Source organism: Burkholderia sp. LFS061, assembly GCF_047978125.1.
GTDB classification, from domain to species: domain Bacteria; phylum Pseudomonadota; class Gammaproteobacteria; order Burkholderiales; family Burkholderiaceae; genus Burkholderia; species Burkholderia pyrrocinia_C.
Genome location: NZ_JBFPFS010000027.1, coordinates 61,635 through 74,310 on the forward strand (window position 1 = coordinate 61,635; position 12,676 = coordinate 74,310).

Here is a 12,676-nt window from a genome sequence, read left to right on the forward strand (position 1 = left end):
CCTTCCGTCACCCGACCAACCTGCGTGGCGGCTTCCCCGCTTACCGCAACGTTGCGCGCAGCGTCTGCAGATGCTCGACGGTCGCCGTCACGCCGCCGCAGACGATCACGGCGATGTCCGATGCCGACGCAAGCACCGGCACCGGCCGCTCGAGCGCGGCCAGCGCGGCGCCGCACGCGGGCTCGACGACGATCCGGTGTTCGTCCAGGAACCGCAGCGACGCGGCCACCGCGTCCGCGTCGGACACGACGACGGGATGGATCTCGTGCCGCGTCGCCCATTCGACCGCCGCGTCGCACGGCCGCTTCGCGCCGAGCGACGTCGCGATGCTCGCGATCGCCGCCAATTCGACCGGGCGCCCCTGCGCGACCGAGCGCGCATAGCAGTCGGCGCCTTCCGTTTCGGCCGCGACGACCGGCACGTCGTGCCAGCCATTGCGCGCCAGCCCTTCGAGCACACCGCACAGCAGCCCGCCGCCGCCGACCGCGAGCACGACCGCGTCGGGCTTCGGGCCGACGGCCGCCAATTCGTCGATCATCGTCGCGTGGCCCTGCCACAGCACGCGGTCGTCGAACGGATGCACGAACGCGTCGTGCTCGCCGAGCGCCGACTGCGCGAACGCGTTCGCCTCGGCCCAGCTCGCACCGTGCACGACCAGTTCCGCGCCCTCGACGCGAATCAGTTCGCGCGCGCGGGCCGACGCGCTTTCCGGCACGACGACGAGCACCGGCACGCCGAGTTCGCGCCCGCAATACGCAACCGCGATACCCGCGTTGCCGCCCGACGACGACACGAACCGCCGCGCGCCGGCCGCGTGCCGCGCTTCGCAGACGGCGCCGATGCCGCGCAGCTTGAACGAGCCCGACGGCTGCAGCGCATCGAGCTTCAGCCGGATGGTCCTGCCGAGCCGGCGGGATGCGATTTGCGAGCGGATATAAGGGGTCGGGATATGAAGCGGCATGGAGCGAGACACGATCGGAACGGAGGGAACGCACGCGACTCGCGAACGAGTGCGGCAACGACGGTCATCGTACGGCACGCACGCCATGCTTTCCAATACCATCGAATGGCATTTGTTATGCTTCACAGGCATATCAACGAACCGGGACGGGCTCCGCATGCGCCAGATCGAACTGCGTCACCTGCGTTACTTCGTGGCCGTCGCGCAAGCCGGCAGCGTGATGGCCGGCGCCCGCGCGGCCGGCATCGTCCAGCCCGCGCTGTCGCGTCAGATCCGCGAACTCGAGGACGCGATCGGCACGCCGCTGCTGATCCGCCGCACCACCGGCGTCACGCTCACCGCGGCCGGCGCGAGCTTCCTGCGGGATGCGACCGGCCTGCTCGCGACGCTGCAGGACAGCCGCGAACGCGCGCTGCGCAGCGCGGCCGGCCAGCTCGGCGAACTGCGGCTCGGCGCGCTGCCGAACTGCCTGCCGCTGCCCGTCGTCGCGAACGTGCTCAAAGCGTTTCGCGACGCGTGCCCGGACGTGAAGCTGTCGATCGCGCCGATGCTGTCGGCCGAACAGGCGAGCGCGCTGGTGCGCGGCCAGCTCGATGGCGGGATCATGGCGTGGCGTCGCGAAGAGGCGCCGCACCTGTCCGGCGTGCGGCTGCTGAGCGATCGTTTCGTGCTCGCGATGCCCGCGCCGCCCGGCGGACGCTTCAACGCGCCGCGCACGCTGGCCGACGTCGCGAACGAGCCGTTCGTCTGGTTCGACGCACAGCGCTCCGCCGCCCACCACCGGTTCCTGATGACGCAGTGCCGGCAGGCCGGCTTCACGCCACGCATCGCTCAGGTCGGCAGCGACATCCCGACGCTGATCGGCCTCGTCGCGGCCGGAATGGGCTGTGCGTTCGTGCCGGAAAGCGCGTCGCCGACGTGCCCGCGCACGGTTCGGCTCGTCGCGCTCGACGAGCTAGCGAGCCGCTTCGATATCGAGTTCGTGTTCGACGGCGCGGCGGCGGCACCGTCGCCCGTCGTCGCACGGTTTCTCGCGGCCGTGCGCGAGGCGGCCGGCGCACCGGATTGACCCGGTACCGGATACCGGTCAGGCGCGGCAAGCGCTCGAGCGGTGCGATTCGCGCCGCCGGCCGGCGAACGGATTCCGCCCTCCGTCAAATCGACGTTCAGCCGTTGCAACGCGCTAAACAGCGGCATCGCGCCCGCGAAAAATCTTTTTAAGCGATGACGACGGACGCCCCTGCGCCCGTATTTTTAAATTGACACCAAAAACGGCCGTTTAACGCCATTTCGAATTGTCATGTGCCGAAATATACTTCGCGCGCATCCAGTCCTCGTGCCAAAGAGAGGATGCGTTTCCGCCCCGGTCACGGCCCCCCTGTGACCGGGGCTTTTTTGCCTGTGCGCCGTGCCGGCAAAGGGTTTTTGGGCTACGACGCGATGCCCGCGCCGGGTTGCAGCCAACGCATGAACGCCCCGTTCGATCTCCCCGGGCACACGCCGCTGCGCAGTCGCCGGCCGGCTCCCGGATCGCCACGAGCGGGCCTCGCGCGCACGCGGGACGCGCTCCGCATTGTTGACATGGAATCAAGATAATTTCGTCAGCATGCGGCTTTTTCCGCAAAAGTAATGCAGGCACACTTCGCGCTGTCGTCAATGGCCCGTGCCGTTGCCCCTCGATTACAGGAGCCCACCGCGTGAACACCACGACTTCCTCTCCTTCCCACCCGGGCGGCAGCGCCGCGCTGCCGCTGCTGGCGCTCGCCGCCGGCGCGTTCGGCATCGGCACGACCGAATTCTCGCCGATGGGCCTGCTGCCCGTGATCGCCGACGGCGTGCACGTGTCGATCCCGCAGGCCGGCATGCTGATCAGCGCGTATGCGATCGGCGTGATGGTCGGCGCCCCGCTGATGACGCTGCTGCTCGCGCGCTGGTCGCGCCGCTCGGCGCTGATCGCGCTGATGTCGATCTTCACGATCGGCAACCTGCTGTCGGCCGTCGCACCGGGCTACACGACGCTGCTGCTCGCCCGCCTCGTGACGAGCCTCAACCACGGCGCGTTCTTCGGGCTCGGCTCGGTGGTCGCGGCCAGCCTCGTGCCGCGCGACAAGCAGGCCAGCGCGGTCGCGACGATGTTCATGGGTCTCACGATCGCGAACGTCGGCGGCGTGCCGGCCGCGACCTGGCTCGGCCAGATCATCGGCTGGCGCATGTCGTTCGCGGCGACCGCGGGCCTCGGCCTGATCGCGATCGCCGGCCTGTTCGCCGCGCTGCCGAAGGGCGAAGCCGGCAAGATGCCCGACCTGCGCGCCGAACTGTCGGTGCTGACGCGCCCGGTCGTGCTCGGTGCCCTCGGGACGACGGTGCTCGGCGCCGGTGCGATGTTCACGCTCTACACGTATGTCGCGCCGACGCTCGAACACCTGACCGGCGCGACGCCCGGCTTCGTGACCGCGATGCTCGTGCTGATCGGCGTCGGCTTCTCGATCGGCAACATCGCGGGCGGCCGTCTGGCCGACCGCTCGCTCGACGGCACGCTGGTCGGTTTCCTGCTGCTGCTGATCGCGACGATGGCCGCGTTCCCGCTGCTCGCGAGCACGCATGCCGGCGCCGCCGTCACGCTGCTCGTGTGGGGTATCGCGACGTTCGCGGTCGTGCCGCCGCTGCAGATGCGCGTGATGCGTGCGGCTCACGAGGCACCTGGCCTCGCGTCGGCCGTCAACATCGGCGCGTTCAACCTCGGCAACGCGGTCGGCGCGGCAGCCGGCGGCGCGGCGATCTCGGCCGGCTTCGGCTATGCGGCCGTCCCGCTCGTCGGCGGGCTGATCGCCGCGGCCGGACTCACGCTCGTCGTGCTGCAGATGGCGCAGCGCCGCCACGCACCGGCCACCGCCAATTCGTAACCGCGCCCCGTCCCGCGCCGGCGGCGCATGCAATCCCGCGCTGCTGCGTCAGCGCGCGCCGGCGAACCCGCCGAAGAACGCACGCGCGTTCGCGTCGAGGCTGTCGAGGTGATAACCGCCCTCCTGCACGATCACCGTCGGCAGGCCGAGCGCGCCGATCGCGCCGCCGAGCCGCCCGAAACCGTCGGTCGTGACGGCGACCTGCGATTGCGGATCGTCCTTGTAGATGTCGAAGCCAAGCGCGAGCACGAGCGCATCGGGCTGGAACCTCGCGAGCGCGCGCAGCGCGTCGTCGAGCCGCTCGAAGAACACCGACTCCGGCGCGCCGTGCGGCATCGGCAAGTTGAGGTTGAAGCCGTCGCCCGCCCCCGCGCCCGTCTCTTCCTCGTAGCCGGCGACGACCGGGTAGAAGTTGGTCGGATCGCCGTGAATCGATACGTACAGCACGTCGTCGCGGCCGTAGAATATCTCCTGCACGCCCTGCCCGTGATGCATGTCGGTGTCGAGGATCGCGACCCTGCGATGGCGGCCGAGCAGCGATTGAGCGGCAATCGCCGCATTGTTCAGGTAGCAGAAGCCGCCGGCCGCGTCGCGACGCGCATGATGGCCGGGCGGCCGGCACAGTGCGTAGGCCTCGCGCGCGCCGTCGTTGACGTCGGCCGCGGCCGCGAGCGCACCCTGTGCGGACCAGTACGCGGCGCGCCACGTGTTCGCGCCGACCGGGCAGCTGCCATCGGCGAGGTAGCGCGCGGCTTTCGCGAGTATGCCGCGCAGAGGGTTCGGATCGCGCACGAACACGTTCGACATCACTTCGTCGCCCCAGTCGTCGGGCATCTGCTTCCAGTCGCGGTGCGCGTCCTCGAGAAAGCGCAGGTAGTTCATGTCGTGCACGGCCGCGATCGGCGCGGTGCCGCGGTCGGCCGGCTCGCGCACGTCGAAGTCGAGCGAGCGCACGGCGGCGACGAGCCGCGCCGCGCGCTCGGGCACTTCCTGCGGTTCGCGCATCTGCCCGCGCGACAGGTAGCTGCGCGGATGGTGCAGCAGTTGTTCGGGATGGAAATAGGTTTTCATCGTTCGTCCTCGTCGATTCGCCGCGTCATGCCTCGTGCGCGGTGGTTGCCGCTTCGACGCGCGCCGCGATGCCGGCGCGCGCCAGCACCGCATGGAGCAGCACGTTCGTGCCGCGCGTCACGTCGTCGGGCAATGCATCCTCTGCTTCGTTGTGCGACAGACCGTCGACGCACGGGATGAACACCATCGCGGTCGGGAAGCAGCGCGCGAGCAGGATCGCATCGTGGCCGGCGCCGCTGACGATCCGCTCGTTCGTGTAGCCGAACGCGGCCGCCGCCTGCGCGACCAGCTCGACGCAATCGCGATCGAACGGCGTCGCCGGGCTGCGCCAGCAGGTATCGATCGCGACCTGCACGCCGCGCACGGCGGCGATGCGCGCGCACGCATCGCGCAAGTCGCGCTCCATCGCATCGACTTCGGCATCGTCGTGATGGCGCAGGTCGACCGTGAACGTCACGTCGCCGGCAATGGTGTTGCGCGACGCGTTGCGGATCCCGACCTGCCCGATCGTCGCGAGCCCGCGCGGCGCGTAGCCGGCGACGATCCGTTCGAGTTCGAGCGCGATCTGCGCGCTCGCGAAATATGCGTCCTTGCGATACGGCATCGGCGTCGTGCCCGCGTGCGCGGCGATGCCCGTTACCGTCACGTCGAGCCAGCGGATCGCCTGCCCGCCCGTGACGATGCCGATCGTCGTGCCGTTCGCCTCGAGCACGGGCCCCTGCTCGATATGCGCTTCGAAATACGCATCGACGGCGCCGCCCGTCGCGCGCGTGCCGCGATAGCCGCATGCGTCGAGTGCCGCGCCGAGCGTGACGCCGTCGGCGTCCTGCTTCGCCAGTGCGTCGGCGAGCGGCAACGCGCCCGTGAACACGGCCGAACCGAGCATCGCCGGCGCGAAGCGCGCGCCCTCCTCGTTGGTCCACGACACGATCTCCAGCGGCTTGTCGGTCGCGATGCCGGCATCGTTCAGCGTGCGCACGAGTTCGAGCGCGGCGAGCACGCCATACACGCCGTCGAAGCGGCCACCTTCGGGCTGCGTATCGAGATGGCTGCCGATCAGCACCGGCGCGGCCTGCGCATCGGTGCCGTCGCGCCGTGCAAACAGGTTGCCGGCTGCGTCGACGCTCACCGTCATCCTCGCATCGCGGCACCATTGCGCGAACAGGTCACGACCGCGGCGGTCGTCGTCGGTGAGCGCGAGGCGCCGCACGCCGCCGCGCGGCGTCGCTCCGACGCGCGCCATGTCGGCCAGGCTCTGCCACAGACGTGCGCCATCGATTTCCAACAGGTCTTTCATCTGCACTCCGGATGAATTCGTTCTTAGCGGTTCAATGCGAGCCGAGCGCTTCGGCGGCGGCCGGCTGCGCGGCCCGGCGCGCATCGAGCGCGACGATGCAGAGCAGCGAGATGCCGGCGAGACACGTGTAGAACACCGCGAGCGGCCACCACTGACCCGTGAAGCGATGCGCGAGCCACGTGCCGACGAGCGGCGTCAGGCCGCCCGCGATCGCGCCGCAGATTTGATAAGCGAGCGAGATCGCCGAATAGCGCACGTGCGCGGGAAACACGTCGCTCACGAAGCCCGCGATCACCGAGTAGAAACCGGCCATGCATACGACCGCGAGCGCGATGCCCGCGACGAGCGACGCGGACGTGCCGCCCTGCACGAGCATGAACATCGGATACGGCGACAGCATCGCGAGCAGCGCCGCGAGCTTCAGGAAGCGCGCGCCGCCGATCCGCTCGGCGATCCATGCGGCGATCGGCTGCGCGACGAACTGGATGATCGCGACCGCGAACAGGCTGTCGAGGATCAGCGAGCGCGATACGCCGACGTACTGCGTCGTGTAAGCGATCATGAACGTGTTCGTGAAATAGACGCCCGCGATCCCGATCGTGTTCGCGCCGATGCATAGGGCCACGAGCCCCGACGCGGAACGGAACACTTCGGCGACCGGCAGCTTCACCGTGCGGTTCGCTTCCTTCACGCGTGCGAATTCCGGCGACTCGTTCACGCCGAACCGGATCAGGATGCCGACCACGAGCAGCACCGCGCTCGCGAGAAACGGCAGGCGCCAGCCCCATGCGAGGAAGTCGGCCTTGTCCATCGACGTGACCGCGCGGAACGCGATCAGCGACAGGATCAGTCCGGCCGGGCTGCCGAGCTGCGCGAACGACGCGAAGAACGTGCGGCGCCCCTGCGGCGCATGCTCGCCCGCCATCAGCACCGCGCCGCCCCATTCGCCGCCGACCGCGATCCCCTGCACGACGCGCAGCACGACGAGCAGCACCGGCGCGAGCATGCCGACCTTCGAATAGTCGGGCAGCAGCCCGACGCAGACGGTCGCCACGCCCATCATCATCAGCGTCGTCATCAGCGCCTTCTTGCGGCCGATACGGTCGCCGAGATGGCCGAAGATGACACCGCCGAGCGGCCGCGCGAAGAAGCCGACCGCGAACGTCGCGAACGACGCCATCGTGCTGACGAACGGGTCGTGCGACGGGAAATAGAGTTCGCCGAACACGAGCGCGGCAGCGGTCGCGTAGATGTAGAAGTCGTACCACTCGATCATCGTGCCGATGAACGCGGCCGTCGCGGCGCGTCCCGGCTGGCGGGCGGAAGGAAGGGACTGGGTCATGCGGGCTCCTGACGCGCGCCGCGTTGCGGGCGACACGCAATATCGTGGTGACGGCCGTCTGTCGCGGCCTCGCGCCGCACGCTGCGGCACCCCTCCTTTATCGGCGACCGCAAATCATTAGTCAAATTTCAAGTTGTTATTCGCTGTATAAATTTAACTAATACCCACCCCGACGCCTCGCCCGGAGACCCGATGCGCCCCGACCTCGCCCCGTTCCTGAACGACCGTCTCGACTGGAACCTGCTGCGCACCTATCTGGTGATCATGCAGGAGCGCAGCGTGAGCCGCGCGGCCGCGCGCCTGCATGTGACTCAGCCGGCCGTGAGCCAGGCGTTGCGGCGGCTCGAGGACGCGCTCGAGCGCCGGCTGATCGAGCGGCGCGGCGCGCACTTCGCGCCGACGCCGGCCGGCGAAGCCGTGTACCGGATCGCGAGCGACATTTACGGCGGCATCTCGCGCCTCGAAACGGAAATCGACGACAGCACAGCCGACCTGACCGGTTCGATCCGGCTGCTGACGGTGAGCCGCATCGAATCGCCCGTCTACGACGAATTCCTCGCGGACTTCCATCGCGCGTATCCGCGCATCGACCTGCAGATCGAAGTGATGCGCTCGTCGGACATTCTTTCGTCGCTGCTGCAGAAGACGGCCACGGCCGGGCTCGGCCTGTGCCGCACGCCGCACGACAAGCTGGAGATGCGCTGCTTCCTGCGCCAGCGTTATGCGATCTACTGCGGCCGCCATCACCGGCTGTTCGGGCAGACGCAACTGCGGATGGACGATCTGCTCGCGGAGAATTTCGTGTCGTTCACGAGCGACCAGATCGGCGACAGCCTGTCGCCGCTCACCGTGTTCCGCGACCAGAAGGGTTTCACGGGGCGCATCGTCGCGTCGTCGCCGAGCCTCGATGAAGTGCGGCGGCTGATCTTCGCGGGCTACGGGATCGGCTGCCTGCCCGAGCACATCGTGCGCGACGATATCGCGCAGCAGCGGCTGTGGCGGCTGCCGCCCGACGACGGGCTCGTCGATGTCGACGTGTTCCTGCTGTGGCATCGCGACCGCAAGATGAACGCGGCCGAGCACGCGTTTCTCGACGCGATGGAGCGCTGCATGCAGCGCTATTCGCTCGCGGAGCGGCTGGGGAAGTAGCGGCGCGAACGCGCCCGGGGAAAGCGCCGGGCGCACACGGCCCGGCGCGTCGACGACGTCAGAAGCGATGCACGATGCCGAGCTGCACGCCTCGCGCATTCGCGCCCGGATACGCGAGCGGCAGGCCAGGGTTCGCCGCGCCCGCGAGCGTGTAGCCGGCCTGGTTGCGGTTGCGCAGGTACGACAGCGCGCCATAGAAGCTCGTGCGCTTCGACAGGTCGTATTCGTACATCAGCCCGAGCTGGTCCGCGTTGTTGCCCTGCGACGACTGGTCGTGCAGATACGCGTAACCGAGCGCGACATAGTTGGCCGGGTTGAACTGGTATTTGACCGACAGCCCGTACACGCGCGAATCGATCCCGAGGTCGGCCCACTTCACCGCGGAGAAACCACCGTAGACCGTCGCCTTGCCGATCGCATACGACGCGCCGGCCATGATCGTGCGATCGGTCGTGGTCGCCGTCGCGTTCTTCAGCCACTGGCCCGCGACGAACGCCGCGAACGGCCCGTGTTCGTAGGTCAGGTCGAACTGCTGGCTGGAGCCTGCCGAGCGCGCACCGCCCGCATCGCCGAACCCGAAATACAGCCCGCCCTGGAAGCCGGCGATCTCCGGGCTCTGGTACGACAGCGTATTGCTGGTGCGGAACGCGAACACGGTCAGGTTGTCCATGCCGGACGCCTGCGTGACACCGCCGAACGCATCCTGCCCGCCCTGGTCGTTGAACAGCGGCGAATTCTGCCGGCCCGCGCGCACCTTGCCCCACTGCCCCGCGATGCCGACCCACGCCTGACGGTTGAACATGCTGCCCGAACTCGCCAGCGAGCCGTCGTTCGGGTTGAAGCCGTTTTCCAGCGCGAACTCGATCTTCTGCCCGCCGCCGATATCCTCACCGCCCTTCAGCCCGAACCGGCTGCCCCACTGGCCGCCCGAGTTGATCGCCGCCGTATAGCCGTTGCCGGTATTCACGTACTGCGCGAATTCGTCGATCACGCCGTACAGCGTGACGCCGTCCTGCGCGAACACGGCTCCCGAGCCGCCAAGACACACGGCTGCGACCGTCATCCGAAGAACGGCATGCGGCGGCCGTACCGGCGAAGCGCTCGCGCGGCATTTCATTTGTTTAGTCATACTATTTGATGAAAGGAGAGTGAGACGATGCCGGGCACGGCAATCGCGCCGCACCGGCATCGCAAGACAGGAAATTTGTGGACCACCCGGCGCCGGCAACGCCGGGACCGACGCGACATGCTGCTCAGGCCGGCCGCCGGCCGGCCCGATGCACGACGCGTGTCGTCAGTGGTGAACTTCGCCGCGTTCGAGCGGCAGGATCAGGCGCTCGGGGATGCTGCGCCGCGACGCGCGCGCGCCGATGTAATACAGCACGGCCGGCACGATCAGGCCGAGGATCCACGAGATGTCGGTGCCGCCGAGCGCGTCGACGAGCGGACCGGTGTAGATGTGCGTCGACATGAACGGCAACTGCACGAGGATGCCGACCACGTAGATCGTGATCGCCATCGCGTTCCAGCGGCCGTAGCGGCCATCCGGATCGGACAGCGCCGGCACGTCGTAGCGCGAGCGCGTGAAGCAGTAGTAGTCGACCAGGTTGATCGCGCTCCACGGCGTGAAGAACGCGAGCAGGAACAGGATGAACGCGGTGAATTCCTTCAGGAACGAATGGCGGCCCGCGAGCGCGATCAGCGTCGACACGCAGATCATCCCGAAGATGTACACGAGGCGGCTCTTCGACGACACGGCACCCTTGCCGCGAAAGCCGCTGACGATCGTCGCCATCGACATGAAGCTGCCGTATGCGTTGAGCGCCGTCACCGTCACCTTGCCGAACGCGATGCTGAAGTACAGCAGCGCGGCCACGGCGCCCGTCGAGCCGAGACCGACGATATACGCCACTTCATGGTGCGCGAACTGGCTGCCGGCCAGCGCGGCCGCGAACACGCCGAACACCATCGCGGCCTGCGCGCCGATCACCGAGCCCAGGCCGACCGCGAGAAACGTCGCGACCGACGACGTCGAGCGCGGCAGGTAGCGCGAATAGTCGGCGACGTACGGGCCGAACGCGATCTGCCACGACGCCGACAGCGACATCGACAGCAGGAAGCTCGCGAGCGAGAAATGCCTGTTCGCGAGCAGCGCTCCGACGTCGTGGTTCGCGAACAACTGCGAGAACATGTAGACGAACGCGACGATGCCGACCACGCTCGCGATCCGGCCAACGAAGTGGATCGCGCGATAGCCGAACACGGTCAGCACGACGATCACGGCCGCGAACAGCAGGATGCCGGCCGCGTCGTCGACGTGCAGCAGCTGCGCGACGGCCTGCCCGGCCAGCACCGAGCCGCTCGCGGAAAAGCCGATATACATCAGGCATACGAGCACGATCGGGATCATCGCGCCGTACACGCCGAACTGCACGCGGCTCGAGATCATCTGCGGCAGCCCGAGCTGCGGCCCTTGCGCGCCGTGCAGCGCCATCACGGCGCCGCCGACGAGCTGGCCGAGCAGCAGCGCGACCAGCGACCAGAACACGTCGCCGCCGAGCACGACGGCGAGCGCGCCCGTGACGATGGCCGTGATCTGCATGTTGGCCGACAGCCACAGCGTGAACTGGCTCAGCAGCCCGCCGTGGCGCTCGGCGTCGGGAATGAAGTCGATCGAGCGAACCTCGATCAGGCCGCCGGCTTTTCCACTGGAATTCGTTGACACGGGGAAATCTCCACAATACTCAGGACCGCAAATGGTTTGAAAAGACAGGAATCTGCGAGCCGCCCTTTCGGCTCTTCGGGTGCGGGGCGCCGTGGATCGCCGGCATGCGCCACGCACGCACGGTTTGCACGCTGGCGCGCAAGCGGCACGACGTGTGCCGACATTGCCAGCGGATGATCTTGTATATACAACTTGCGAGATATCGGTGATTACCCGATAACCGTCGATTTTCGAAATTGTTCTAACGATCGGGACGTGTCCGACTGGTTTTTCGTAAGCTCGAAGTTTGAAAAATGAAAGGCCTCGCGCTTGTGCACGAGGCCTGTTTGCATGACGAATCAGTTTTGAGAACGCGCGATGTGTCGGGGGTCGGCCGATGTGCGCATCACGCGTTCGGCTCGCGCGCGCCCGACCCGATCTGGAGCGCCGGAATGTCATCGCCGGCGTCATCGAGCTTGCCGGTCGAATGCCGGCCGAGATGACGGGTATGCATTCACCGCAGCGCTCGCCGAACAGTTCGGCGGGTGCTCCGTTTCAGACGAGCCGATCCGATGCGACGACCTGCACACCCGGCCGCGCATCGATCGCGGCGTCGACCAGCGCGCGCGCAATCCGCGACGCGGGATTCACGCGCCACTTTGTCGGCAATACGGGCCGGGCGACGTTCAACGCGAACACCAGCAGCCGCTCGCCGAGCCTGAATTCGTCGCGGCTGCCGCCGATCAGGCCCGGCCGCACATAAGTGAGCGACGCGAACCCGACGCCGGCCAGCGCGTGTTCGACCTCGCCCTTGACGCGGTTGTAGAAGATGCGCGACGCCGGGTCCGCGCCAAGTGCCGAGTTCAGCACGTAGGCCGGCGTGCCGTGCCGGTGCGCGAGCCGCGCGACCGCGAGCGGATAGTCGTGATCGACGCGCCGGAATGCGGCCTGCGAACCGGCAGCGCGCATCGTGGTGCCGAGCGTGCAGATCACCGCATCGGCCTGCCACCAGTCGGCCGCGTCGGGCAGACGATCGAAGTCGACCTCCAGCGCGCGCATCTTCGGATGCGGCGACAACGGCCGGCGCGCGAGGACGACCACGTGATCGACCCGTGCATCGGCAAGCGCGACTTCGAGGACGTGGCGCCCGACGAGCCCGGTCGCGCCGACGAGCAGCAGTTTCATGTCCGGTTCTTCCGTGTGGAGCCTGCGTTGGCGGGCCGGAAGCGGCCCGGTTTCCGACTATCGA

10 protein-coding genes are annotated in these 12,676 nt (G+C 68.3%); 3 read left to right on the forward strand and 7 right to left on the reverse strand.

Going from position 1 to position 12,676, the window contains the following annotated elements; all coding sequences use genetic code 11:
* Nucleotides 1-40 precede the first annotated feature (40 nt).
* A complete protein-coding gene (locus tag ACNQQL_RS22665) occupies nucleotides 41-961 on the reverse strand; it encodes a pyridoxal-phosphate dependent enzyme (protein ID WP_347065816.1) in 921 nt (306 codons plus the stop codon).
* Between the two features lie 157 nt (nucleotides 962-1,118).
* On the opposite strand from ACNQQL_RS22665, the gene ACNQQL_RS22670 reads away from it, so the two are divergent.
* Both ACNQQL_RS22670 and ACNQQL_RS22675 read left to right on the forward strand, forming a co-directional pair.
* Nucleotides 1,119-2,030 (forward strand): LysR family transcriptional regulator, encoded by a 912-nt coding sequence (locus ACNQQL_RS22670; RefSeq protein WP_347065818.1) that lies wholly within the window; start codon nucleotides 1,119-1,121, stop codon nucleotides 2,028-2,030.
* 628 nt (nucleotides 2,031-2,658) lie between these two features.
* Entirely contained in the window at nucleotides 2,659-3,864 is a 1,206-nt protein-coding gene (locus ACNQQL_RS22675; RefSeq protein ID WP_347065820.1) for an MFS transporter, read from the forward strand.
* Nucleotides 3,865-3,912: 48 nt separating this feature from the next.
* Here ACNQQL_RS22675 and ACNQQL_RS22680 read toward each other — a convergent pair whose 3' ends face one another.
* From ACNQQL_RS22680 to ACNQQL_RS22690, 3 genes are read right to left on the reverse strand one after another with little or no spacing between them, the layout of a single operon-like run.
* A complete protein-coding gene (locus tag ACNQQL_RS22680) occupies nucleotides 3,913-4,935 on the reverse strand; it encodes a histone deacetylase family protein (protein WP_310135013.1) in 1,023 nt (340 codons plus the stop codon).
* Nucleotides 4,936-4,960: 25 nt separating this feature from the next.
* Nucleotides 4,961-6,232: a Zn-dependent hydrolase gene (locus tag ACNQQL_RS22685; RefSeq protein WP_347065823.1), complete on the reverse strand. Its 1,272-nt coding sequence runs from the start codon at nucleotides 6,230-6,232 to the stop codon at nucleotides 4,961-4,963.
* A gap of 31 nt (nucleotides 6,233-6,263) precedes the next feature.
* Nucleotides 6,264-7,574 (reverse strand): MFS transporter, encoded by a 1,311-nt coding sequence (locus ACNQQL_RS22690; RefSeq protein WP_347065825.1) that lies wholly within the window; start codon nucleotides 7,572-7,574, stop codon nucleotides 6,264-6,266.
* A 192-nt stretch (nucleotides 7,575-7,766) separates the two neighbouring features.
* Here ACNQQL_RS22690 and ACNQQL_RS22695 point away from each other — a divergent pair, with 192 nt between their 5' ends.
* Nucleotides 7,767-8,723: a LysR family transcriptional regulator gene (locus ACNQQL_RS22695; RefSeq protein WP_204426087.1), complete on the forward strand. Its 957-nt coding sequence runs from the start codon at nucleotides 7,767-7,769 to the stop codon at nucleotides 8,721-8,723.
* Between the two features lie 58 nt (nucleotides 8,724-8,781).
* On the opposite strand, the gene ACNQQL_RS22700 is transcribed toward ACNQQL_RS22695, so the two are convergent.
* From ACNQQL_RS22700 to ACNQQL_RS22710, 3 genes are all read right to left on the reverse strand, one after another.
* Nucleotides 8,782-9,852 carry a porin gene (locus ACNQQL_RS22700; RefSeq protein WP_347065827.1) on the reverse strand — a complete coding sequence of 357 codons (1,071 nt, stop codon included), beginning with the start codon at nucleotides 9,850-9,852 and terminating at the stop codon, nucleotides 8,782-8,784.
* A 165-nt stretch (nucleotides 9,853-10,017) separates the two neighbouring features.
* Nucleotides 10,018-11,448: a purine-cytosine permease family protein gene (locus ACNQQL_RS22705; RefSeq protein ID WP_258282114.1), complete on the reverse strand. Its 1,431-nt coding sequence runs from the start codon at nucleotides 11,446-11,448 to the stop codon at nucleotides 10,018-10,020.
* 534 nt (nucleotides 11,449-11,982) lie between these two features.
* Nucleotides 11,983-12,612: an NAD(P)H-binding protein gene (locus tag ACNQQL_RS22710; protein WP_072435908.1), complete on the reverse strand. Its 630-nt coding sequence runs from the start codon at nucleotides 12,610-12,612 to the stop codon at nucleotides 11,983-11,985.
* Between the last annotated feature and the right edge of the window lie 64 nt (nucleotides 12,613-12,676).